At 36.2% G+C, this 23,292-nt stretch carries 23 protein-coding genes and 3 pseudogenes; 9 read left to right on the top strand and 17 right to left on the bottom strand.

Annotated elements, in window-relative coordinates:
• Nucleotides 1-500 precede the first annotated feature (500 nt).
• Both AO843_RS00940 and AO843_RS00935 read right to left on the bottom strand, forming a co-directional pair.
• The gene (locus AO843_RS00940) at nucleotides 501-1,469 is read right to left on the bottom strand and encodes an ABC transporter substrate-binding protein (RefSeq protein WP_054609283.1); all 969 of its coding nucleotides are present in this window, start codon (nucleotides 1,467-1,469) and stop codon (nucleotides 501-503) included.
• Between the two features lie 118 nt (nucleotides 1,470-1,587).
• The gene (locus tag AO843_RS00935; protein ID WP_054609282.1) at nucleotides 1,588-3,186 is read right to left on the bottom strand and encodes a helix-turn-helix domain-containing protein; all 1,599 of its coding nucleotides are present in this window, start codon (nucleotides 3,184-3,186) and stop codon (nucleotides 1,588-1,590) included.
• A 564-nt stretch (nucleotides 3,187-3,750) separates the two neighbouring features.
• Here AO843_RS00935 and AO843_RS00930 point away from each other — a divergent pair.
• Nucleotides 3,751-4,290: a GNAT family N-acetyltransferase gene (locus AO843_RS00930; protein WP_054609281.1), complete on the top strand. Its 540-nt coding sequence runs from the start codon at nucleotides 3,751-3,753 to the stop codon at nucleotides 4,288-4,290.
• Nucleotides 4,291-4,499: 209 nt separating this feature from the next.
• On the opposite strand, the gene AO843_RS00925 is transcribed toward AO843_RS00930, so the two are convergent.
• Nucleotides 4,500-4,712: a hypothetical protein gene (locus AO843_RS00925; protein ID WP_054609280.1), complete on the bottom strand. Its 213-nt coding sequence runs from the start codon at nucleotides 4,710-4,712 to the stop codon at nucleotides 4,500-4,502.
• Between the two features lie 373 nt (nucleotides 4,713-5,085).
• Between AO843_RS00925 and AO843_RS23885 the strand changes: the two genes are divergently transcribed.
• Both AO843_RS23885 and AO843_RS00915 read left to right on the top strand, forming a co-directional pair.
• The gene (locus AO843_RS23885) at nucleotides 5,086-5,205 is read left to right on the top strand and encodes a YjcZ family sporulation protein (protein ID WP_082389353.1); all 120 of its coding nucleotides are present in this window, start codon (nucleotides 5,086-5,088) and stop codon (nucleotides 5,203-5,205) included.
• A 448-nt stretch (nucleotides 5,206-5,653) separates the two neighbouring features.
• Nucleotides 5,654-5,839: a hypothetical protein gene (locus tag AO843_RS00915; protein WP_054609278.1), complete on the top strand. Its 186-nt coding sequence runs from the start codon at nucleotides 5,654-5,656 to the stop codon at nucleotides 5,837-5,839.
• 151 nt (nucleotides 5,840-5,990) lie between these two features.
• Here the strand turns inward: AO843_RS00915 and AO843_RS00910 are convergent, their stop codons facing one another.
• The 3 genes from AO843_RS00910 to AO843_RS00895 form a co-directional block, all read right to left on the bottom strand.
• On the bottom strand, nucleotides 5,991-6,773 hold the full coding sequence (locus AO843_RS00910; protein WP_054609277.1) for a DUF4085 family protein: 783 nt from the start codon (nucleotides 6,771-6,773) through the stop codon (nucleotides 5,991-5,993).
• Nucleotides 6,774-6,978: 205 nt separating this feature from the next.
• On the bottom strand, nucleotides 6,979-7,224 hold the full coding sequence (locus AO843_RS00905; RefSeq protein ID WP_054609276.1) for a hypothetical protein: 246 nt from the start codon (nucleotides 7,222-7,224) through the stop codon (nucleotides 6,979-6,981).
• A 596-nt stretch (nucleotides 7,225-7,820) separates the two neighbouring features.
• The gene (locus AO843_RS00895; RefSeq protein WP_156313920.1) at nucleotides 7,821-8,243 is read right to left on the bottom strand and encodes an STAS/SEC14 domain-containing protein; all 423 of its coding nucleotides are present in this window, start codon (nucleotides 8,241-8,243) and stop codon (nucleotides 7,821-7,823) included.
• Nucleotides 8,244-8,278: 35 nt separating this feature from the next.
• On the opposite strand from AO843_RS00895, the pseudogene AO843_RS00890 reads away from it, so the two are divergent.
• Nucleotides 8,279-8,839, top strand: a pseudogene (locus AO843_RS00890) (IS3 family transposase); the annotation flags it as partial.
• A 193-nt stretch (nucleotides 8,840-9,032) separates the two neighbouring features.
• On the opposite strand, the gene AO843_RS00885 reads toward AO843_RS00890, so the two are convergent.
• From AO843_RS00885 to AO843_RS24425, 3 genes are all read right to left on the bottom strand, one after another.
• Complete coding sequence (locus tag AO843_RS00885) at nucleotides 9,033-9,236, bottom strand: hypothetical protein (protein WP_156313919.1); 204 nt, start codon at nucleotides 9,234-9,236, stop codon at nucleotides 9,033-9,035.
• 295 nt (nucleotides 9,237-9,531) lie between these two features.
• Nucleotides 9,532-9,801, bottom strand: coding sequence for a hypothetical protein (locus AO843_RS00880; RefSeq protein ID WP_054609273.1), 270 nt, complete (start codon nucleotides 9,799-9,801; stop codon nucleotides 9,532-9,534).
• Between the two features lie 93 nt (nucleotides 9,802-9,894).
• Nucleotides 9,895-10,326 carry a M15 family metallopeptidase gene (locus tag AO843_RS24425; protein WP_255350361.1) on the bottom strand — a complete coding sequence of 144 codons (432 nt, stop codon included), beginning with the start codon at nucleotides 10,324-10,326 and terminating at the stop codon, nucleotides 9,895-9,897.
• A gap of 57 nt (nucleotides 10,327-10,383) precedes the next feature.
• Here AO843_RS24425 and AO843_RS25515 point away from each other — a divergent pair.
• From AO843_RS25515 to AO843_RS25510, 3 genes and pseudogenes are all read left to right on the top strand, one after another.
• A pseudogene (locus tag AO843_RS25515) lies at nucleotides 10,384-10,464 on the top strand (hypothetical protein); the annotation flags it as partial.
• A gap of 81 nt (nucleotides 10,465-10,545) precedes the next feature.
• A complete protein-coding gene (locus AO843_RS00870; RefSeq protein ID WP_231630041.1) occupies nucleotides 10,546-10,902 on the top strand; it encodes a site-specific integrase in 357 nt (118 codons plus the stop codon).
• Nucleotides 10,903-11,016: 114 nt separating this feature from the next.
• A pseudogene (locus AO843_RS25510) lies at nucleotides 11,017-11,301 on the top strand (tyrosine-type recombinase/integrase); the annotation flags it as partial.
• Between the two features lie 109 nt (nucleotides 11,302-11,410).
• Here AO843_RS25510 and lepA read toward each other — a convergent pair.
• The 5 genes from lepA to gpr all read right to left on the bottom strand — a co-directional run bounded on the left by lepA (nucleotide 11,411) and on the right by gpr (nucleotide 18,390).
• Complete coding sequence (gene lepA / locus AO843_RS00865; RefSeq protein ID WP_054609270.1) at nucleotides 11,411-13,237, bottom strand: translation elongation factor 4; 1,827 nt, start codon at nucleotides 13,235-13,237, stop codon at nucleotides 11,411-11,413.
• Nucleotides 13,238-13,768: 531 nt separating this feature from the next.
• Nucleotides 13,769-14,029, bottom strand: coding sequence for a PP2C family serine/threonine-protein phosphatase (locus AO843_RS24780; protein WP_054609269.1), 261 nt, complete (start codon nucleotides 14,027-14,029; stop codon nucleotides 13,769-13,771).
• A 98-nt stretch (nucleotides 14,030-14,127) separates the two neighbouring features.
• Entirely contained in the window at nucleotides 14,128-16,020 is a 1,893-nt protein-coding gene (locus tag AO843_RS00855; protein WP_054609268.1) for an acyltransferase family protein, read from the bottom strand.
• A 413-nt stretch (nucleotides 16,021-16,433) separates the two neighbouring features.
• Nucleotides 16,434-17,276, bottom strand: coding sequence for a stage II sporulation protein P (gene spoIIP / locus AO843_RS00850; RefSeq protein WP_231630040.1), 843 nt, complete (start codon nucleotides 17,274-17,276; stop codon nucleotides 16,434-16,436).
• Between the two features lie 97 nt (nucleotides 17,277-17,373).
• A complete protein-coding gene (gene gpr / locus AO843_RS00845; protein WP_054609266.1) occupies nucleotides 17,374-18,390 on the bottom strand; it encodes a GPR endopeptidase in 1,017 nt (338 codons plus the stop codon).
• Nucleotides 18,391-18,553: 163 nt separating this feature from the next.
• Between gpr and rpsT the strand changes: the two genes are divergently transcribed.
• Nucleotides 18,554-18,802 carry a 30S ribosomal protein S20 gene (gene rpsT / locus AO843_RS00840; RefSeq protein ID WP_054609265.1) on the top strand — a complete coding sequence of 83 codons (249 nt, stop codon included), beginning with the start codon at nucleotides 18,554-18,556 and terminating at the stop codon, nucleotides 18,800-18,802.
• 97 nt (nucleotides 18,803-18,899) lie between these two features.
• Here the strand turns inward: rpsT and holA are convergent, their stop codons facing one another.
• Nucleotides 18,900-19,910, bottom strand: coding sequence for a DNA polymerase III subunit delta (gene holA, locus AO843_RS00835; RefSeq protein ID WP_054609264.1), 1,011 nt, complete (start codon nucleotides 19,908-19,910; stop codon nucleotides 18,900-18,902).
• Nucleotides 19,911-20,195: 285 nt separating this feature from the next.
• Between holA and AO843_RS23865 the strand changes: the two genes are divergently transcribed.
• Nucleotides 20,196-20,333, top strand: coding sequence for a YqzM family protein (locus tag AO843_RS23865; RefSeq protein WP_082389351.1), 138 nt, complete (start codon nucleotides 20,196-20,198; stop codon nucleotides 20,331-20,333).
• 32 nt (nucleotides 20,334-20,365) lie between these two features.
• Here the strand turns inward: AO843_RS23865 and AO843_RS00830 are convergent, their stop codons facing one another.
• Nucleotides 20,366-22,588, bottom strand: coding sequence for a DNA internalization-related competence protein ComEC/Rec2 (locus AO843_RS00830; RefSeq protein WP_231630039.1), 2,223 nt, complete (start codon nucleotides 22,586-22,588; stop codon nucleotides 20,366-20,368).
• Nucleotides 22,589-22,653: 65 nt separating this feature from the next.
• A complete protein-coding gene (locus tag AO843_RS00825; RefSeq protein ID WP_054609262.1) occupies nucleotides 22,654-23,223 on the bottom strand; it encodes a ComE operon protein 2 in 570 nt (189 codons plus the stop codon).
• Nucleotides 23,224-23,292 lie beyond the last annotated feature (69 nt).

The following is a 23,292-nucleotide window of genomic DNA, read 5'->3' as shown; positions in this document are numbered from 1 at the left end:
GGAAAAGTAATACACAAAGCGAAGAAGGTTTACCGTCTTAAAACGAATAAACCACAATTGAATATCTTTTTTTCTTTTACAATGGAATAAAGTAAAACCGTTGCTTTCTACTATGGGGCGGTGTCGAGCTGCTTCCCCCGCTTCGCTTTCGCACAGAAAACATCCACTCAGTCCAAGATCTCGACTTTCCCGCTTTTCCCGCAGGAGTCGCCGCCCTTCGTTCCAATCAACTTCTGCACAAAGAACGCCATCTAACTATATTATTAAAAAGTAAACTTTTGGGTTATTAAACGATGATGACGTAGAATTAAACGGCGAAACTAAAGGCCGCTATTAATTTTACGTATATCTATCCATTATGAATCACCAACAGTAATTCACCAAATATTGAATATGAATGAGAAAAAAATGACAAAAGCCATCGAGAGAAAACCTTCTCGATGGCTTTTGTCTACAGTCTGAGATCACCCTTTAGAGTTCTTTAAGATTGGAACTATTTATTATTGTTTTTCAGTTAGCATTTTCACCACTTCTTTGATTTGAAGTTCTAATGAGATTGGGTCATTGCCCCAGAACAACTCTGGGTCAAGCTTGAACACTCGCTCATTCTTCACAGCGTCAAGTGACTTCCAAAGTCCTTCGCTCTCACCCCATACTTCTGAGATTAAATCACCTTGATCGATGAAAATATAGTCGCCGGCATATTCAGGAATGACTTCATATGAAACTTGACGATAAGCCTCTTTCCCTATCATTTCTTTCTCCTGTTTCGCAGGTGGCTTTAATTGAAGATGTTTATAAATGGCTTCACCACCTCTGTAGCCTCCATCACCATAAATATAAAATCCTTTATCTACTACAAACACGCCCATAAGTGCAAAAGTATCATCGGGTTTAATGATATCTGCAAGCTGTGCTCGTGCTTCCTCAGCTGTCTGATCTAATTGCTTAATCCATTGCTCCGCTTCATCCGTTTTGTCCAAGGCATCGCCCAAAAGACGCATCGTTTCAAAAATATCACCTGTAGAGCTATAAGGTATCGCGAGTGTTGGGGCGATTTTCTCGTATTGCTGAAGGATTGCTTCATCACTCACCCAAGTGATGATTAAATCTGGTTTCAGTTGAACAATTGTCTCTAATGATCTCTCACCAGTTGTTTCAATTCCGTCAATCTGATCTTTAATTACTTTGTTCTCCAAATCCCATTGTGTAGAACCGATTGGTTTGACACCTAGTACAAGTAGCTCTGGTAAATAGCCATCCGTCACAATACGTTTGGGATGACGTGGCATTTCCAAATCACCACGTTGCGTTTTAATAATTTTTGTCGCTGATTCTGTTGTTTCGGCTGTTGTGGAAACATCCTGCTCTGTATTGGGTTTAGTGTTATCATTGGCATTGCCACAAGCCGTAAGTATGACGATTAAAGCAAGAAATAATATCGATTTTAACATCTTATGTAAGTACAAGACTGTACCTCCTTATTTGATAATGATTATCATTCGCGACGATATTTTCATTATAGAGACAGTCTTGTCCAAGAACAACGCCTTTAAATTGGATGTTGCATAGGGAAAATTGTTGGATTTAACTTTGATTAGTTAACAATTTTACCATTACATCGAGTTGGAGCTCCAATGAGAGACCATCATCAAACCAAAATTCATTTAGCTTAAGTAAGTGTAATTGGCACCCTTGTTCATACACTAATTGTTGCCAAACGGAACGCTGCATCAGCTTGGCACGGAAAGATTCCATATCATCCGTCGGCACAATCAAAAACATGTGACTTGCCGCATACAGGGGCAAATCCTGCTCTTTGACTTTAAGATGTTTCCCTGTTTGAAGTATCTCCTGTTGAATAGACTGAGGAGCACGTAGTCCTAATAGCTGAAATAGAGTGTAGGCGGAGCGCACTGATAGATAAGGAATCAGCCATAAGTTATCGTGACCTAATTCAAAGATACCTGCTGTTGTGTCTGACTTTAGAAATGGTGTAATGATTTTTTTTGCTTCTATGGCGGACTGCTTCAACTTCGTAATCCAATCTTCAGCCTCTTGAATTCGCCCAAGGAATGTTCCAAGCAGTCGCACCTCTTCAAGCTTGTCCAATTGTCCCCAAGGAATTGTCAGAACAGGGGCAATTTGTTCGAGTGCTTTCATTATATCAGGGTAGTTATAAAAATATGTTGGTGCCACGATTAACTCTGGGACTAGTTGGCGTATCGCTTCGATTTGATCAAAAGACTCTATCTCCACAATGTTCGGCAATCGTTTGTGCAATAGTTGGGATGATTGAAGCAGCTCTCGCGTAGTAGCGAGGGGCTGAATGCCTAATGCTAGTAATACTCCAAGAAATTGTATACTAACTATGCGGTTAGTATGCTTTCTCTTGCGAAAACTGCTAGGTGAAAGGTGGACATATTTGTTGAAAGTTTTTCCCAAATACGAGCCATCTGCGAATCCTGTTTTCAACGCAATATCCTGTAATTTGTCATCTGTTCCGAGTAACATCAGCTTTGCTTGGTCTATTCGAATTTGATTCACATACTCAGCAAAATTCCACCCTGTTTCCTTCTTAAATAGCGAGGAGAAATAGCTTTCGTTAAAACCAGTCATATTGGCCATAAATGAACGTGTTAGCGGTGCTTCAAAATGCTGTTTAATATATGTAACAGCCTGCTGAATAGCTTGATCGTTTGTTACATAACTGTTATCGATACTCTTTCTTTCAAAAATGGTATCGAGTAACTCGTGCAGAAGCAAATGAAGCTTAGAGGTAGTATTCAGGTTCTGCGTTTGCTGAAACTGTCCCATCAAATTTTTCAACAGTCCTTCCGCATACCGAGGAAATTCCATGATCTGCCCATGTGCAGGCAAATGCGTTATATCAGTCACATATAGTAGCGTATCTTTCTCACGTTTAGCCAACCGATAGCTGTTAAATGAGATGCTGGAAACAGGCGCAAATCCCTCACTATCGCTTGGGACCATATGGATATCCTGCTCTTGGTGCAAAAGCAAGACGAATTGCCTGTTTCCTATTCGATAAGTACCTTTCTCCGCTCGAATCGATATGGGTTGCGTAGGAATGATAATCATGGGAAACGGACCTGTCAGCATAACAGGGCTAATCGTTCCTTCGTCTGCCAGAAGCTTTGTGTCTAGAAGCTCATATGTCAACATTTTACTAGATTCTCCCCTATCTTATTTTTAGCAAAACAATCTCTTGTTAAATATGTACAGAGTTGTTCATTCATTATATAACCTTAAAAGGCCGACTTGATAACCAATTGTGCAAAAATAATAGTTGAACTAAGTGATGGCCATTTTATTTTGGGGCTTAATAAACTACTAATACTAAGACAATTAATCCAAAGAGTAATAATAACTTCACCGTTTCTAGCCCTCCATAAATCGTATTTCACTATAAGTATCCAATAGCCTCCTTCTGTTTCAAAATATGAATACGAATCATTTTCCATTAATCTGTAATTTAATTATACCTAACATCACTTTCATTCGGATTACTTTTTCCATGTAAATTTAAATAATTACGCCCTCGACTGTTCCAAAAAAGATTAGGACATAGCAGAGCTGTTCAATACTTCCAGGGCAATTAATCAGGCACAGTATCGGGTATTCAAGTGAGCATAAAAATCACCATTCCAGCCAATTCTCTAACGACGTTTCACCATGCACTATTGATTGTGCTATAGTAAAAACATTGACGTATTAGGAGGAAAAGTTATGTTATATGGTGAAACAATTTACTTGAGACCATTTGCTTTATTAGATGCAGATGAGTTATTACAATTTCTAATTGAAAATAAAACTTTCTTTGAGCAGTACTCCATGAACCGTTCTAATGATTATTATTCTTTAGAATACCAACAGAATTTAATAAAAAAGTGGGAAGAAGATTCACAAAAAGATATAGAGTACAAATTTGGGATTTTCCAAAAGAATAATGATGAACTAATAGGAACAATTCAATTATTTCAAATTAATCGTGGTTCACTTCAAAATGCGATTATTGGTTATTTCTTAGATAAAGAACAAAATGGGAATGGTTATGCTACGGAAGCTACTAAGCTAATTGTAGAATTTGCTTTTGATATACTTAAATTACATAGAATTGAAGCAGGTGTAATGCCCCATAATATAGGTTCAATTCGAGTTTTGGAAAAATCGGGTTTTCATAAAGAAGGCATTGCTAAGAAAAATGTGAAAATAAATGATAGTTGGGAAGACCATCAGGTATTAGCAATAATAAATCCAAATGATTAATATTTTCAGCTCTAATAGTTTTTGATGAACTGGAATCGCTCTGGTCATCATGGAGTGGTTTTTTCACCACTCCAGCCAATTCTTTATATTTTTTTGTTAGTGTATTTCCGTACGCTTTTTATAAAACTTGATATCAATTTACTATAGATTTTGTGAACTTCGCTAGTGTTAAGAAGTTCAATAAATTGAATACTAAAAATTTCTAACTTCTATATAAAAACAAAAATAACAAAATAAACCAACGCTGTAGGAACTGCGTAAGAACATATACCATTTAAACTCCATTTGTCTTCATCAAGTGTCCAAAGAAAAATAAACAATGTTATCATGGTAATCCCAAATGCACTCATAATAATATTTAATAATCCAATAACGCCCATCCCCTTCTCAACCTTTCCATTTACATTAATATTATTCTTCATATATTAAGGACATGCTACCTGTTTGGCTGTTTCATCAATTAATGCATTACGTCTAAGTAGCATTGCGCGACATATACAATCGTTCTGCAATGTCTTTCCATTCATAACAATTCTTTTCTGTATCCCCATAACGCATGTCTGATAAGATCTTTAAATCACTGTTCAAAGTGAATAGAATTCATCAATCGTTTTATCAAAATCTTTTGGCTTTTGATAAAGCTTGTCTTCAGCAAGAATTAGCTTTTTGTTCTGTGTTGAATTATGTTCTTGATGAAAATCTTTCAATTTTTTTCTGATGTTTCCCAGGACAGTTACCACAAACTCAATTGAAAAACATACATATAATAAATTTAAAGAAAGGAGGTACATTATTATGTCCCAAAACTATGGCGGTAACGGTGGTTACGGTAGTGGCGCAGGATTTGCACTCATTGTTGTACTATTCATTCTTCTGATAATTGTTGGAGCTGCTTTCATGTATAATTCATATTAATTTTTAATGAATCAAAGATATTGATCCATACCGTAAAAACAAAATCCTCCAATGCAGTAATTTTAAATAATCCTTACACCTCTATTTTTTAGGGTCACTTTCCCCAGGTGATCCTATTAGTTAATTCATCCCCTCCGCAATTCATAGTTAATTACATAATAAAAAGCACCTCATTTGAGATGCTTAATAGACATATTCAAATTATTTATATTAAGTCTATAGAACCGGCAATCCTATGATATATAAGGGTTTGCCGGTTTTTTTTATCTAATTTTATCTAGTTGTATATTCATTTTATCTCTATTTATTTTTTACTACTGGTGGGAATATAAACAGAAATACCACCCATAACGGAGTGGTCTGAATGAAAAAATTTTAGGTGTGAAGTTGAAATAAACAAGGGATATTTTATTGGATAAGTTAAATAATATCTTTAGGAGGTGTCGAAATGAAAAGAGATAAAAAAAATACAGAATTTGCAACAGACGAGCTAATAAAACAAACATTTTCTAGAGGAGCAGATCAAGGTAATATTAAAAAAACTAATGAGCGTGAAGGACATACTGAACTCCCACGCCCAAATGAAGAAGACCTTATTATTGATGAGAAAAAAGGTAAGTCAACTTCATTGTAATATAAAGATTATTTAGCATTTTATCTATTTTGACCACTCATCACGGAGTGGTCTTTTTACGAATTATTAAATCACCCGTTTGCTTAATAAGGCTTCTCTTTATTTTTTAAATATCTTCGCTTCGACTTAATACAAAAACGCCCTCGGTTTACTATAAAAGATTATTTTTATTACTTATAAAGGAAATTTGTTCAGATGATATAATAAAATCAATTAAATCCATCGTTTCATTTAGTAGCAAGACGTGAAATTCATATTTGTCATTCACTTTATATATTTCCTCATACAGCCACCATGAATCTTCTAACAAATCATCCTGTTTGATAATATTATAATTTTCAAATATGACCTCATCTATATTTGTATAACTCCCTTTATTATCAAGGAGTAATTTTAAGGATTTATCATTCTTAATTGATTTTATAATTTTGCAATCATGGAAGCTAAAATCCCCATCAATTTCTATATCCAGTAATGTTGAGTTTTCTTTTATATATCTTTTGTAAGCTTCAATTACTGTGGTTACAATTCTTTCATTTTCCTCGCAAAATTGAGTTACAGCATTTATTACATTATGAGTTGCCTTATCAAAAGCAAACACCCTTATATCTGCAATCTGTTTAACTATTGTTTCTGGTAATTGCTTTTTTAAATACATATGATTATGTATGAAATAATCATGAAATTGTTCTATTCCCTTTTCTTTATTAAAAGGTTTATAGTTATTATTATCATCATCTCTGTTTGCTGTTTCGTTAGATTTTAATATTAAATTAGCTTCTTCTTGTAAAGTAAGCCAACTATTTAATTCAATGTGGTAAAGCTGTTGAAAATATTCTTCTGAAAATGTTTCAGCTTGCTTTTCTTCCTCTAAAAGCAGATGGAAACCTGTTTTTTGACACAATTCATGCCATTCCTTAGTAAAATATTTCATTTTATTACCCTCGTCTCTCAAAGTAGATAATTTTTCATTAACATGCCTGGCTAGTTTGATAAACCAATAACAGCCTAACCTGGTGAACCTGTTGTTAAAAACCACATAGCCAATAAAATCAACCAAATTACTACAATGCCTATAACTAAACGCTTCATACACAAGCCACCTTTCAGACCTTACATCCACTAATCTACTTTGTAATTTAATAATACCTCATACCACTTTCATTTGGATAACCATTTCCATTTACATCTACTTCCAGCCAATTATCTAACGATAGTTCACTTTGCACTATTGATTGTGGAAGGTTATCACGTTCAGTTAACCAATTGTAGAAAGGTACTGGAAGTTCATTGGAATGAGTTTCTTCTATAATCAGAGATTGATTCGACTTGTTATCCAAACGCTCTACAGACTTGTTATATGCCCCTACAAATACAGCCCTCAATGTACAGTCTCTTTTGCAAGCTCTCTTAATAGCTAAATATAAGCTACATAATCCTTTTTAAATTGGTCTTTGTCATTTGTACGAGCCAGCTCCACTTGTGCATAGCTAAGTGGATTACCCTTTGGGCCGATTTACTGGCGCAATTTGTACAACACGCCCTCCATCACCTACCCAATGTGAAGTGAATGCATTTGCTTTATTGCGATTCATATATGCAATTTCCCTTTCTAAAGCATCATGGCCGCAATAACGAAGAAAATGCGCTTGCTTTTTCTGAAATAACTTCTTGATTTTGTTTAATAACCCCTTGATACTCTTTTTCTCTTTCTTTGTTATTTTTCATTGTTGAGAAGAGCACCACACAAAAAGGAAAGCATATCCACCCTCCTTTAAAAACATGTTGAAGATTTGTTCATCCATCATATATTCCTCTTTGGCATAATAAAAGCCCTCCACGATTACTGTGGGGGGCACATAAATAGCACTGCTCAGCACAGCAATTGCTTAGGTCTTGTTGTATAAAAATAGCCCTCCACAGATTGATAGTGGCAGGCGAATTACTGTTGTTAAAACATTCATCAATTATAAAAAGATTCTTATTTTGAATACTCAACCAACCATTTGAAAGCCAGTCCGTAATTATCGAAAAATTCAACAGACTCTTTTGTGTTGGATTGCTTTAATTGGTTCATTATCTCTCCTTCTTCAAGGAGAAACGCAATTGCTTTGCTGTGTTTTAGAATGGTATTATTAAAAAACTTATCTTTCCATTCTTTCTGAACAGAAAAATGGTCTGGGACGTATCCTTTTCTATCTACCAACAATTTGTATTCTCGACCTTCAGAAATAAATTGCTGACACACCTTTTCAAAACCATTAAACCAATCATTAACATCTTCAATTTTTATTTGACCTATTAGGTGAGTAACTATTATATCTCCTGAAACTTCGGTGTTGACGTTTTTTTCTATCAACTTAGAATCATCTCCCTTAGTTTCTATTATCCGTAAAAACCCTATAAAATCAAATACTCACCATCTAATATTTAGTCAATAAAAATAACGCTAAGCCTAAGCCTGCTGCTCATCATGTGGTGGAGAACGTATTAAATCGAGCATTTACATCGAAAAAGCCAAAAGAAAAATGGTGTACAGATGTTACAGAGTTTAAGTATGGGAACGGAAAAAAAGCTTATTTAAGCGCAATTATCGATTTATATGATGGTTCAATTGTGAGGTATCTGTTGGGTCATTCGAATAATAATTCCCTTGTTTTCAAAACTATTAAATCAGCCATTCAATCATTACAATCAGGCGAGCTGCCATTAATACATAGTGATCGAGGTTTTCAATATACATCGAAGGAATTTAAGCGAATCATGGACACAGCCAATATGACGCAAAGTATGTCGCGTGTTGGTCGATGTATTGATAACGGACCAATTGAATCATTTTGGGGCACACTGAAGTGTGAGAAGTATTATTTACATAAGTACGATTCATATGAAGAGTTAAAACTAGCGATTGATGACTATATTCATTTTTATAATCACTATCGCTACCAGAAACGATTAAACGGCTTGAGCCCTTTAGAATTCAGGTCTCAAGCCGCTTAATACAATTTTTATTATTTCCACTGTCTACTTGACGGGGTGCAGTTCACTTTCAATTGAGCGCCTGGTCTTTATCTGTTTTTGTACAAGACATTTACAGAATAACATTTCATCCTATACAACTTCTGAAGAAGAGTCCTTCACCTGTACAAACCGCGCGGAGCGATTTTTTCCTTGATTTACTATTATATTTATATTAGTAGCCATATGGACGGTAATATGGTTGGCGGTAGTATGGTTGGCGGTAGTATGGTGGATAGAACGGAAAGAATGGAAAGAATGGGTAAAATGGGTATTGATAACGAGGACGTCTTCTACGACGTCTTCCATAACTGTCATAATCATATTCGTAGTCATCATCGTATCTGTCTCTGTCATATTGATCATAATAATCGCGCATATTTTTTCCTCCTATCGATTTCGCTATAGGTTATGCTAAATTAGGATTGAAGACTATATATTTGCCTATATTTAACATTATCCATCTTGATCGGCCCATTTTAACAAGTTGTTCTTTCATCATCCCACACCTCTCAATAGGAACATTCGTTTGTATTATTATAGAACAGATGTTTGTATTTTGACAAGTATTAATTTGTGGAAAAAAAAAGACCAAGACAACAATTAAGTTATCTTAGTTTTTATTTTGGTTCGTATTTTATCAAGTGAAATCTGTGGAAATAAAAATCTATATATTATTGCTTACAACACGAAACGGCTTTGTCCATATCTTTTGTTCTTACAAACACAGATCCTAGATTATCAATTACATAATCTATATTATTGTCATCTAACTTCTCTAATAATGCTTCTTGCGACTTTTTTGTTAAATTTTCATACTTAGCCAATAGAGTTACATCTCCTTCAGTGAAGGTTGCTCTTCCTTTTTCCAACTCATCATGATTGCTACATCCATTCAATATACTCAAACTTAAAATAATATATAAGAAATGTTTACATTTCATGAATTCACATCCTTAAATTCCCTATTATTCCTATATTATACCATCAAGTATTAAAAAAAGCCCATTACCAATTAAGGTAACGGTCCTTTAATGTCATGCGCTACGTTGTGCAATGATAATTTCCAATCCCTTTAAATCACCGTTAGTCAGTGTACCAGCGTCAAATTTTTCAAGATGTGATTTATCAATAAGCTTTTTGTCCACTGCTTGTTTGAGGTAGTCACGAACTGCAGCTTTTAGAGTTTCATTTGTAAATTGCATTTTATCATCATCCTTTACAATTGGTTTAGGTTTATTGTCCTCCACAATTAACTGCACTTGATATTTGCTATTGGTTGGAATAATCACTTGTCCTTCAATTTTGTATCCTTTTGGCATAATCCAATTCGACTTAACTTCAAAGTGAGGACGGTCAATATTACCTGTCCAATCTCCACCCCATGTAATGCCAAGCTTTCGTGCAATAGCCCCTACTCGACTTAGTGTTGTTACATCATACAAAGTTTGTGGCGGGCAAACAGCGATGTCCCATGCTAGGCGTGATTTGACCTTACATGATTTTCTTATGTTCTAGCAAATAGAATACGTACAATTACGATTAAAAATCACATTTTGCCACACATCGGTAAATATAAATTGAAATCTCTTATCCCACATGTTTTACAACAATTCATGCATTTAAAAGTACGGGAAGGGCTGGCTAGACAAACAATTAGTATCATACAAGGAATACTCAACAAATCATTGAAGCAAGCTGTTTATCCTTATAAGTATATAAATGAAAATCCAATGCAATATGTTGAGTTATTAAAAGAAAAGGACCGTAAGCCGACTAAAGATGATATAAAAATACAATCAAAAGAAAATTTAAGACTCTTGAATGAGAAAGTAAATGAGGATCATCCATTCTATTTACCATTTCATATAGGATTTCATTGTGGAGTTCGAGTTGGAGAATTATGTGGACTTGAATGGAAGCATATAAACTTCGATGAAATGACAGTAGCAATTGAACAGCAATTAATTAATAAAAAGATTACAGATGAAAATGGAAAAGAATATTTTAAATGGGTTGTTGCTACCCCAAAATCTAAATCCTGATATCGTACTATTCCAGTTGGCAGAACTTTAATGGAGATATTAAAGAAAGCCAAAAAGAAACAAATTGAAAATCGATTAAAGTATGGAGAATTTTAACTTCAAGACCCTGATCATGATTTTGTTTGTAAAAAAGAAAATGGAGAGCATTACACCCCTGCTGTTATAAAGTATCAAACAAGAGAATTAATAAGAAAAAAACTAGGCATCGATTTCAATTACAATTCTTTACGTCATACTCATGCAACAATGTTAATTGAAAGTGGACAGCCAATAAAAACCGTCCAAAAAAGATTAGGACATAGCAGAGCTGCTGTCACAGAAGATCGCTATGTCCACCTCACTGAGAAAATGGCTAGAGATGCGGCAAACATCTTTGATTCATTTGCTCAAGATATATAAGAAAAGAATTTCTAACGTATTTTTTTATGGTGGGGAATTGGTGGGGAACCCCACCAAATTGATATAAAAACACTTATTTCAAACCCCTATAAACACTGCTATTTCAACGTTACTTCGTATCATCCATCTTCAGTACAGCCATGAATGCCTCTTGAGGAACTTCGACTGAACCTACTTGTTTCATACGTTTTTTACCTTCTTTTTGTTTATCAAGAAGTTTACGTTTACGTGAGATATCCCCACCGTAACATTTTGCTAAAACGTTTTTACGGATAGCTTTAATTGTTGAACGCGCCACAATTTTTTGTCCAACTGCTGCTTGAATTGGCACTTCAAATTGTTGACGTGGGATTAATTCCTTTAGTTTTTCAACGATAATTTTACCACGATCATATGCAAAGTCACGGTGTACGATAAAGCTTAATGCATCGACTTGCTCACCATTTAGTAAAATATCCATTTTCACTAATTTAGATGGCTGGTAACCAATTAGTTCATAGTCAAATGATGCATAACCCTTCGTATTGGATTTCAAATAGTCAAAGAAATCATAAACAATTTCTGCTAAAGGCATTTCGTAAATAATACTTACACGAGATGTATCAATATAATCCATTGTCATGAAATTACCACGCTTCATTTGACAAAGCTCCATGACCGCTCCAACATAATCATTTGGCACCATAATTGTAGCTTTTACATATGGTTCCTCAACACGATCAATTTTTTGCGGATCTGGCATAAAGGATGGATTATCTACTTTGATGGAAGAACCATCTGTCATATGGACTTCGTAAATTACCGACGGCGCTGTTGTAATTAGGTCAATATTAAATTCACGCTCAATACGCTCCTGGATAATCTCCATATGTAGTAATCCTAAGAATCCACAACGGAAACCAAAACCAAGTGCTTGAGATGTCTCAGGCTCATACTGTAGAGCCGAGTCATTTAGCTCTAATTTTTCTAAAGCTTCACGTAAATCATTATATTTAGCTGTATCGATTGGGTATAAGCCACAGTAAACCATTGGGTTCAAGCGACGGTAACCTGCTAAAGGTTCAGTTGCAGGACGATTAGCATAGGTTACCGTATCCCCTACGCGTGTGTCGCCTACATTTTTAATGGATGCTGTCAAGTAACCTACATCCCCAACCGTTAATTCATCTTGTGGCACAACTTTTGGTGTATGTACCCCAACTTCAATCACTTCGAACTCCGCACCTGTTGCCATCATTTTAATTTTATCACCCGGCTTTATGGTACCGTTGATAACACGAATAGATATGATAACACCTTTATAGGCATCATAAACTGAGTCAAAAATTAAAGCTTGTAGAGGTGCGTCCGGATCACCTGTTGGTGCTGGTACTTTTTCAACGATTTGCTCTAAAATATCCTCAATGCCAATACCTGCTTTAGCAGAAGCTAATACTGCTTCAGATGCATCTAACCCGATAACATCCTCCACTTCTTGGCGTACGCGCTCAGGATCTGCTGCTGGTAAATCAATTTTATTAATAACAGGTAAAATTTCTAAATCATTATCAAGGGCTAAATAAACATTTGCAAGTGTTTGCGCTTCAATACCTTGTGCAGCGTCCACTACTAAAATGGCACCCTCACAAGCAGCTAAACTACGGGAAACCTCATATGTGAAATCGACGTGTCCAGGTGTGTCGATTAAATGGAATGTATACACTTCGCCGTTTTTCGCTTCGTACTTTAATTGAACTGCATTTAGTTTGATCGTAATACCTCGCTCACGCTCTAAATCCATTGAGTCGAGGAGCTGTGCTTTCATTTCACGGGATGTTAATGATTTTGTTTGCTCTAAAATACGGTCAGCAAGCGTTGATTTCCCGTGGTCAATATGTGCAATAATAGAGAAATTTCGAATATTCTCTTGTCGTTTTAAACGTGCTTCTCGGTTCATCTTTTCCACTCCTAATTAAACTATAATGAATTATACTATGAACGGTATGCAAAGTACAACAGCAACTGGACTAGAAAGCCTATACTATCAATACTTTCAATGTTTACTACTGTTTTTAGATTTTACAGTATGAAGTATATAAATGCAGATAAATAAGTTGGGGTTGGAGTGAAAGGTTGAGGAGAAATGCTAATCAATGTGTCTAATACGTATGTAAATTTACTAGCCGTATTATTATACATGAAATCATATAAAAAAGAGATCTACTTTTCACCTCTTTTTTATATGATTTCAATTCAACTTATTGATTACTTGGTTTAGCGGCTTCCTTTGATATAATAACTTTCCAAAAAACAATTGTTGTGCTATCTCTGACATTGTTAGCTTGGATGTTTCTTAATATGGATCGGATGCTTTCATCATCATGAGGGAAAATGAAAGAATTAAAAATATCTTTCGGATTTGCATAAGGTTCATTCGGGCATTCAATTAACCCATCAGTCGTTAGAAGAAAGCAATTTTCTCCTTGTCTTAATTCCTTAATTCCTTAATTCCCACACTATAGCATGGTACATCCTGTTCGAATGTGTTAACTTGTCCAATCCATTCAAAAATTTGTCTTTGATTGACTTGGTATTGACCGAGTGTAGATAGTTCAGGATGGCATAAATAAAAAATACAATCTCCAACTGAAAGCCACCAACAATATTTACCTTTTCTAGCCATAATTAAGCAAGCTGTTTCCCCTCTAACATTTTTACAAATGGATAAAAACTCCTTAGATTGAAACATACTTACTATTTTTTCTTCTAGCAATTCAAACAACTTTTGATATGTAAAAAAAGTCAGTTACTCAGACAAAGCTGTGTATACTGACTTTTTACATTACTTTAATTGTCTATGGATTGTTGAATAAGATTTGTTAAAACTTCTACACCTTTTTTCTCTAAATGAACACCATCAGGAGCAAAATATTCTGGATGATTAAGCGCTGCGGCATGCCAGTCAATTAGTGTAATATTTTCATGCTCCTCTGCTTTTTGAAGTAAAGCTTCATTCACTTTCCCTTCCCATGAACGGGGCACACGTGTATTCACTAAATAAATATCTGCATTTGCAAATGCCCCAAGAAGTGTATCTATTTGGTCATTCGTAAAATAGCCATTTGTCCCCAATTGGATAATTACTGCATGATTGGCTTGATTAAAACTCGCATAATTTGGTGCTAGTTTGACAGCTTGTGAAACTTGACGACCTATCTTCCCATCGATTGTAATGTTCGGAAAAACCTTATGTAAGCTCGTTGCTATATCGATCATAACCGAATCACCAATTGCCAGTATGTTTTGATAAAAATCATCTTTCTCAGGCGCAACATTCGCTTCGTTTTCTTCTGGCTTTGGTGTTTCTATATCTGGAACATCAGCCACATCTTCCTTATTAGTCGAAGGATCGTCGTTCGGTGTGTCTGGTTGTTTGTCATGTTCTATTTGATTGGTTGTAGGTGCATCTCCATTAATTTTAACGGCAGTTGGATACGAATCCGTTGAACTTTGCTGGCCTTCCCCCACAACCCCTGTGATCCCTGTGAAAAACACAAGGAGGAAAAGCGGAACCATGACAGCTGATACTTTTCTTGAAAATGTGAGGCTTTCCCATTTATTTTTATTAAAGACTAGATATTTTCGATAATATGCCCAGAATCCTTCTTTACGGATAGGCATTTCAATGAAGCGATAGGAAAGTTCTGCAATCGTCACGATGAGTATTATCTGAAGCGCAATTCGCCAATAGGAGGGGTTACCAATTTCATGTATAGGTGTACCTAAAACCATGACAGGATAATGCCAAAGATAAATTCCGTAGGATCGTGAGCCAATCCAACAAAGTGGTTTCCACGCAAGCATTCTCCCCAAAATGCTGACTGGGTGACAAATACAAGCAATTAATACTGCTGCATTCAAGCAAAATAGGAACATCCCCCCTCTATAGAGGAATGTTTGAAATTCATCAACATACATAATGCTGACAAGAAAAATAGTAAACGTAATAAAGCTTATACCATTTAACTTCTTCATATGGCTTATTGAAAGTTTTTGTGCTGATAGTCTTTTCATTGGCCAAACAAGCGCTAACCAACAGCCAATTAATAATTCAAAACAGCGTGTGTCCGTTCCATAATATACACGACTTGGATCAGCACCTGGCTGGTACAGTGTCGCCATTAATAATGCTGAGCAAATAGCACCAATAAAAACAATCTTTGCTAGTTTACTTTGTTTTTTCACAACATAAAGCCCAATCATTAAGAGCAATGGCCAAATCACATAAAATTGTTCTTCAATGGCTAATGACCATAAATTTTTTAAGGGTGATGGAGAACCAAAACTATCAAAATAAGAGAGTTTATGAAAGATGAACCACCAATTACTTGAATAGAAAATAGAAGACAGTGCATCTCCACGTAATGTATGAAGAAGCTCTTTATGAAAGAGCATTGCCCAAACAAACGATGTAATAATCATAACGTAGGCAGCTGGTAGTAAACGTCTAAATCGTCCAATCCAAAATTTCTTTAGACTGACTGTTAATTGGTTGCCCTTTAAAGGTAAAATGGTAGAGGTGATCAAATAGCCTGATAGTACAAAAAAGATGTCAACTCCTAAAAAGCCACCTCTAGCCCAACTGAAGTTAAAATGATAAGCAATAACTGCTAATACGGCTAATGCTCGAATCCCGTCTAGTCCAGGAATGTAACGATGATTTAATGACTTGCCTGACATACTATTCCTTCCTTCAATAATCTATAAAACCTGTTGTCAAGTAATGAAATATCTTGATTGAACATCATCCCCTCTCAAATTTTTTAGTTTGTTCACTTATATGTTTGACGTTTGAGAAACGATAAAAGTTTTAGATAAATATTGAATGTCATTACTTTTCTAATCTCTTAAAAAAATTCATCCTCTACATATGTATGTGTAAAAAGGCATTACCATAAATGGTAGATACTACAAAAGCTCTTTCACCTTATTTGCATATGCCTTCATTCATTAAAATCGTGAGCCAACTTGAAAATTATAAGACAAGAACTGAGCAATGGAAAGCCCAATAATTAGATTTTTTTCTGGAAAATTTATTATGATAGAATATTAAAAAGTGAGCCTACAAGAGCCTCACTTTTTTAATAATAATTTTATTTTTTTGAATCATTAACAAATGCTTTTGATATGGCTTTCCCGATTACTGCAATCGTTCGATTTACCTCTTCTTCTGTATTGCCAATCCCACCAATTTCAATAATCATCATTTGCTTTCCTAAATCTTGATTGTATCTTCCATCGACACCATCTCCACTTTTGGAAATAACACCTTTTGATATTTTCGGAACAATGGCATTCAATGTGGATGATAAACTTTCTGCATAGGCTGTGTTCCAGCGGTAATTAGCATGCTCTGCCCCAACAACGATAGCGATTTTCGCATAGTTTTCCCCATTATATGAGATCGTTGTAAGATCATGTTTTAAAGAATCACGATGTAAATCTAATATTAAATCATAATTATTTGTTTCTAGATGCTTACTAAGAAAAGGTCTCATTACGTCATAGGATTGGTGATATCCCTTACCCTGTGCTTGCAATTCTTTCATAATATCTACATCAAGAACATCTGTCTTTAAGCCATTTACATTAAAATGATTCACAATCTTATCCTTTAGACTCATAATATTGACCGTTTCATGAGAAGTCGCTACCTTACCACTCACAGCTTTTACCATCGGTTCGTATGCTTCATAAGTATGCGTAAATAATACTAACACTTTAAACGGGTCTAAATCTGGTTCGGGCTCTTTCGTTTGTTCAAGTACATTTTGTTCTTCTAGATTAGTAGCGGCAAACACGACTTGTTTATCTTCAGGTTGTTTAATCGGAGTCGATGCTTGCTTGTTGAACGGAAGTTGCCCAGCAATGACAGGTAATACGAAAAAGAACAATAATATACCAAATGACCATTGTAGTTTTTTTAGCAAAGTCACACCCTCCTCCCCATATCGTATGGAGGGGGTGTGTCTTTTAGAACGTAAAAATTTTTCTTGATTTATGCATATATCAAGGTCGATTACTAGCTATTTTTTATAAATCGCTTGCCCAGTTCATGAGCATCGAAGCTACTAAATTTGCATAGCGATCTATCCAGTAGTCCGCCTCTTTAGGAGTTACCATCAATTGTCTATGCGAGCCTGCGAAGGTTTCTTCAAACAACTGCTGACGTTCCTCTTTTGTCCATGTCGCCCATTCACCGAAAATAGGTTCTACTAACGACATGTCAAGTTCCTTGTCGATATTTGGTTGCCAGGAGGATAATGATAGCTTCGATGAAGGATTACTACGTTCAGCTACACGGGCCGCTATTGAACGCAGCATGACTTCTACAGCATCAGCAATTAATACTGGGGCATCTACCACTGTTGGTATGCCAATGGCTGTTACAGGAATGCCAAGCATTTCATAGGAAATTTCTTGCCGTTGATTACCTACACCTGAACCTGGATGTATACCTGTATTCGTTAATTGAATGGTTTTACAGAGTCGATTACTAGCTCTTGTAGCAAGTGCATCGACGACAATGACTAATTTGGGTTTTAGCCGCTCAGCAATGGCAGCTACAAACTCTCCTGTTTCATAGCCGGTTTGTCCTGTGACGCCTGGGGCATACATAACAAATTTATCATCGATCGCATCTAAACTATGCAAATGATCAATCAGATAGGGACCAATTGCATCAGGGGTAATGGTGCGATTGCCCAAACCGATAATTAAAATTTTATCGTTCTCTTGCCAGGAGAGCGATTCATGCATTTTTTTAAAATTCCCAAGCAATTCTTGCTCCAATTGTGTAAATCCATCCTGATCTTCTAATGTCAGCGTCGGTACAGAAAGTGTAATATATTGACCTTCTTTTTTGCTAATTTGCTTTTCACCTTCAGCATCCACTAGTACATCCGTAATTTTCACTCGACCGGCTGTTCGATCTTCAATTTGAACGCCACTCGATTGTTTAAGTCTTTCTTTTTGTTCTTTTGTCTGATGGACAACTACCTCTTCAGATTCATCGATTAAATCTGTCCGATACCAATTAAAATTTTGCATACAGATCACCTCAAGCAGTAGTTTGTTCAAACTGTCAAGTAAATATTCTTTGCATTTATCTATTGCAATTTAGCCTAGCGTTTGTTAAAATGATTTTTGTTGTATTGACACAAGAAATCAATGAGAAGATATCATCTCGTACCTAATTTAGGAGGTGAAATATATGCCAAACATTAAATCTGCGATTAAACGCGTAAAAGTTAACGAAAAAGCTAACATTGCTAATTCTCAAGCTAAATCTGCAATGCGTACTACAGTGAAAAAAGCTGAAAACGCTGTTGCTGAAAATGCTGAAAACAAACAAGAACTTTTACAAGCAGCTTACAAATCTTTAGATAAAGCAGCTTCAAAAGGACTTATCCACAAAAACGCGGCGGCTCGTAAAAAGTCTCGCCTTGCTAAAAAAGCGTAATTGTTTAAAGGATCAGTTACTCTATTAAGAGTAGCTGGTCTTTTTAATTTTTATAGATAATACAACAAGCTGTCCATTATTGGACAGCTTGTTGTATTTAAAGTTGACGTAGTAAAAAGAGCTCTAAATATCGTTCCCGATTCCCCCCTGTCGTTTTCAGCTGTAAATCGACCTCTGCTAGTTGATATAATGCTCTCAGTAAACTTTCTTCTGTAGGACGATTACGCTGCTCAGTCATTAATTTGACACGATACGGATGAATTTTTAAATTTTTGGCGATTTGTTGTGGATGATACCCTTTCTTCAACAAATAAAAAACATTCGACATGGTACGAACATTAGATGCAAGTAGTCCAACAAGCATAATAGGTTCTTGCTTTTGTCGCAATAAATCATGATAAATTGACAAAGCACCTACCGAATCATTGGCCAAATATGCATTGAGCATTTTAAAGGCATCCTGCTCCAATGTTTTTGCCACTAAATCCTCCACTAACGGTACCGTGATTTCTCCACCTTCACCTAGATAAAGAGTAAGCTTGTCTATTTCCATTTGTAATTGAAGCATGTTCGCCCCAACCATCGTCACAAGAAGTTCGATTGCATCTTGTGTGATGCTATTGCCCTGTGCCTTGACAATACTTTGAATCCATACGGCTAAATCCTGTTCTTTAGGTGTTTCTGCATGTACAAGGAAAGCATGTTCTTTCATCATTTTTGTCACTTTTTTGCGTTCATCTAACTTTTCATAAGGGGCAATAAAAACTGTTATGGAAAAATCAGAGGGATTGGACAACCATGCTTCCAGCCGTTTCACATCATGGTCGATTTTTTCTTTCCCTTTCTCTGTTGCTTTTAAAAATGAAGTATTTTTAGCAATAATGAGCTTCCGTTCGGAGAAAAAGGGGATGGTATCCGCTTCATCAATGATAGCGTCCACAGGCACTTCATCTAAATCAAATGTATTCATTTCCAGCGCTTCTTCTGGTCCCATCGCTTCTTTTATACGCTTAATGGTTTCATCTATAAAATAGCTTTCTTCACCAAATAGTAGATATACTGGTGCCAGCTCACCTTTTTTTATTGTATTCCAAACCGTTGAAATCATAATTTTCCCTCCATCTAGCAATACTATTAGTATACATGATTTTATCTGAATTGAGCAGGCTGCAACCTTTATAGGTGCCATGCTTAATGGCGTTCATTTCCTATACAATTGGCATACAAATCCAAGATCAAGTTCCAGTCGAGCGATAACCAAGGTGTCATGAATATCCATAAGTGAGTTTGACCGAATTGTGTCGATTCCTTGCCAGACGGGGAATTCTCCTTTTCGATATAGCTTTTATGTACATGTTGTCTTATAATAAATAACAGAATTGGAGGGATAACAATGAATCCATTTGAAGGAAAAAACATACAATGTCGACGTAACGATGCTATCGATTCAGGTGTTGGTTTCGGTGTATCGTTTGGCGTTTTCACACTAATGTTTATTATCGCGACAATAGTAGAGTTCGTATCAAAGTAATCAGACTTAAATACGAAGGCAAAAGACCTTGGTCATTGGACAAGGTCTTTTTCTTTTGCTCTAACTATCCAACGATTACCCTGAATACGAACTTCAATGGTCCCATCCAACCCTGTTGTCAAAGTATTTAAATTCCTACTAGCAAATCGCTCAACTACCTCTTCATGTGGGTGACCATAACGATTTTGAAGCCCAGCACTGAAAACCGTTAATCGGGGCTGTAGGAGCTCTACAAATGATTCGATACTAGATGTCTTACTGCCATGATGACCCGCCTTCAGGAGTGTTATATTCGCTAATAGAGGTCCATAATGCAATATTAGCTGTTGTTCACCATACTTCTCTAAATCACCTGTAAATAACGCTCTAAACGCCTTCTGTTGCATGTATAAAACAAGGGAATCATCATTTCCTTCGTAATGGGTATCATGGGGCCATAAATAATAAAAGCTTGTCTCACCTTTCTGCCAAGCAGTGCCCCTCATCTTTTCTTTTATGGGAACATTGTGCTTTTTCGCTTCCATTAATAAATCCCTCATAATTGGCTGATCCAATGAACCAGGTGTAACGTGAATTTCTTTCATCCCAATCTCTTGTAAAACTTCTTCCGCTCCTTCTACATGATCAGCGTCCGCATGAGTGACAATTAAAATATCGATGGTTCGTATCCCCTTTCCTTTTAGGAATGGGACTACAACTTGTTTCCCTATCTCGTAAATTCTATCTGATTTCTTCCATTGCTCTTGCTCAAAGCGCAAAAGACCACCCGTATCAATGACGTATACAGCGTCCCTAAATGGTAATTCAATAACAGTGCAATCTCCCTGCCCTACATTTAAAAACGTTATCTTTGTGTCGCTATACAGCATGGGGTAAAGATGAATCCAGACGGCTGGGATGACTAACACAACAAGCGCCTTCCCAAAACGTCTTGTTTCTAGGAAATAAAGACATAAGAGAACACTTAGCATTGCTAAACAACTCAGCCAAATGGAGGGTTTACCTGGTGACCATAATTGAAAAGGTAGCTCTTGTATATAAAAAATCACAGCAGTAAGCGCATTACGGAGCGGCTCGTAACCAGCAAAGAACAAGTTTGCTAGTGGCAAAGAAATATAGGTTAGAACAAATACCACAATATTAAAAGGTAAAATAATGAATGAAAACAATGGAACGAAGATAATATTTACTAAAAACGAGGAGATGGATAGTTCGTAAAAATGATGAAGTAATAAAGGATAAACGAGAAGCTGACATACGAATGTGACAAAAAAAGAACGTGACAACCAGTTGCTCGTCTGTTTTAAAATAATACTAGAATAAATAATACTAGCGGTTGCTAAATAGGACAGTTGGAAACCAATTTGATAAATTACGCCTGGTTCAAGTAAAACAAAGCCTACAAAGCTAATAGGGAGTGCATCATCGATTGACAGCTTCCATTTCAAATAACGTAACAACATCATGATTTCCACTACCGAAACCGCTCGCCATACGGAAGGTGCCCCCCCTGCAATTACGCCGTATATAGGTAGGAAGATCAGCAAGGCAATTGTGGCCATTTCTTTGCGAATACCTATTCGAAGTAATCCTTCAAAAAATAGCCATGACAGCAGCGCCACATGTAAGCCAGAGATTGCAAATAAATGAGTTATACCTAGCTTTTGATAGGCGCGTTGCAGCTCGTCATCCATTTGATCCTGCACCCCAATAAGAAGGGCTTGAGCCTCTGCTACTAGTGACTTTGGAAATGTCATCTCGATATGCCTTTTCATCTGGTATCTTATTTTAGCGAGAAATACGGAGGGGGAATTTTGCTTTTCAATGTAGGTCCAACTCGTGATTTCAACAATACCCATTGCTCCCTTACTCGTTAAATAATTCGACATGGAAAAGGCATATTCGTGGGCTGCCGGAGAAGGAGCCATAAGCTCACCTTTTGCAAGATACGTCATCCCCGTTATGGATGTATGTTCATAATAAACTTTTTCTTGTTCTGAAGAAAACGTATACACTGCATATAACTTTTGACCGTTTGTTGTTGTAGCAAATCCGCGGAGCTTTTGACCGCTTATTTTATAGTCGCTTGACCAAGTTAAAGGGAAAGATGACGGTAGAGGGGAGGGTTCCATCAACTGAGTGGCAAGAAAAAAATGCGATAATAAGCCACTAGTCAACACAATCGTAGCTAAAAATCGTGACTCACCCTTTAAGATGAGCCACAGGGCTAAAAGAAGTAATAATACGAGTAGCAATGCCGCCTTGTGGGCCGCTACGGAAGCTATAAGGACAGCAAGCGCTACATAAATCCATTTATGTCTTAAAGCTTTATACCAAATAATGCACTCACCTTCTGTTCATACGGAAGCAATTTTTCGGCTGGCAATCCGTTCTCGCGAAGCTCATGAAGCATCTCTGTATACAAGGCTAGTTTTTCATCGCGTAAAAAATCGATTTTCCGTTCATCAAATGGCACATGAACAACTGTCACACCTGCTTTTTCAAATAGTTCCTGTGCAAATGAATTATTTTTATAATCAGTAGCATAATAAACACGTTCAATGCCTGCTTGAATAATAGATTTTGTACAAGGGAGACATGGGAAATGAGTCACATATAAATCTGCACCTTTTGTTGGTGTACCATATTTAGCACATTGTAGTAACGCATTCATTTCAGCATGGACCGTACGTACACAATGGTTGTCTACCACATAACAACCTTTTTCGATACAATGCTCATCCCCTGTTATAGAGCCGTTATATCCCCCTGCAATGATTCGTTTATCACGGACAACGGTTGCTCCTACTGCTAGTCTTGTACATGTACTGCGCAATGCGAGTAAATGGCTTTGTGCCATAAAAAATTGATCCCAAGTAATTCGCTCCATATGACTACCTCCAAAATTATGCCTTACAAGTTTAATATTTTGTTGCTTTTCTACTATAGTGTAGCCCTT

The sequence above is a fragment of the Lysinibacillus sp. ZYM-1 genome (assembly GCF_001308875.1).
Lineage (GTDB): Bacteria > Bacillota > Bacilli > Bacillales_A > Planococcaceae > Lysinibacillus.
Note: the sequence above shows the minus strand (reverse complement) of the source record. Positions and strands in the feature narration are given on the sequence as shown.

Excerpts from the sequence above, each read along its gene's own strand:
- AO843_RS00935 (WP_054609282.1), bottom strand. The coding sequence starts at position 3,186 with ATGTTGACATATGAGCTTCTAGACACAAAGCTTCTGGCAGACGAAGGA.
- AO843_RS00930 (WP_054609281.1), top strand. The coding sequence starts at position 3,751 with ATGTTATATGGTGAAACAATTTACTTGAGACCATTTGCTTTATTAGAT.
- AO843_RS00925 (WP_054609280.1), bottom strand. The coding sequence starts at position 4,712 with ATGAAGAATAATATTAATGTAAATGGAAAGGTTGAGAAGGGGATGGGC.
- AO843_RS23885 (WP_082389353.1), top strand. The coding sequence starts at position 5,086 with ATGTCCCAAAACTATGGCGGTAACGGTGGTTACGGTAGTGGCGCAGGA.
- AO843_RS00915 (WP_054609278.1), top strand. The coding sequence starts at position 5,654 with ATGAAAAGAGATAAAAAAAATACAGAATTTGCAACAGACGAGCTAATA.
- AO843_RS00910 (WP_054609277.1), bottom strand. The coding sequence starts at position 6,773 with ATGAAATATTTTACTAAGGAATGGCATGAATTGTGTCAAAAAACAGGT.
- AO843_RS00885 (WP_156313919.1), bottom strand. The coding sequence starts at position 9,236 with ATGCGCGATTATTATGATCAATATGACAGAGACAGATACGATGATGAC.
- AO843_RS00880 (WP_054609273.1), bottom strand. The coding sequence starts at position 9,801 with ATGAAATGTAAACATTTCTTATATATTATTTTAAGTTTGAGTATATTG.
- lepA (WP_054609270.1), bottom strand. The coding sequence starts at position 13,237 with ATGAACCGAGAAGCACGTTTAAAACGACAAGAGAATATTCGAAATTTC.
- AO843_RS24780 (WP_054609269.1), bottom strand. The coding sequence starts at position 14,029 with ATGTTTCAATCTAAGGAGTTTTTATCCATTTGTAAAAATGTTAGAGGG.
- AO843_RS00855 (WP_054609268.1), bottom strand. The coding sequence starts at position 16,020 with ATGTCAGGCAAGTCATTAAATCATCGTTACATTCCTGGACTAGACGGG.
- gpr (WP_054609266.1), bottom strand. The coding sequence starts at position 18,390 with ATGCAAAATTTTAATTGGTATCGGACAGATTTAATCGATGAATCTGAA.
- rpsT (WP_054609265.1), top strand. The coding sequence starts at position 18,554 with ATGCCAAACATTAAATCTGCGATTAAACGCGTAAAAGTTAACGAAAAA.
- holA (WP_054609264.1), bottom strand. The coding sequence starts at position 19,910 with ATGATTTCAACGGTTTGGAATACAATAAAAAAAGGTGAGCTGGCACCA.
- AO843_RS23865 (WP_082389351.1), top strand. The coding sequence starts at position 20,196 with ATGAATCCATTTGAAGGAAAAAACATACAATGTCGACGTAACGATGCT.
- AO843_RS00825 (WP_054609262.1), bottom strand. The coding sequence starts at position 23,223 with ATGGAGCGAATTACTTGGGATCAATTTTTTATGGCACAAAGCCATTTA.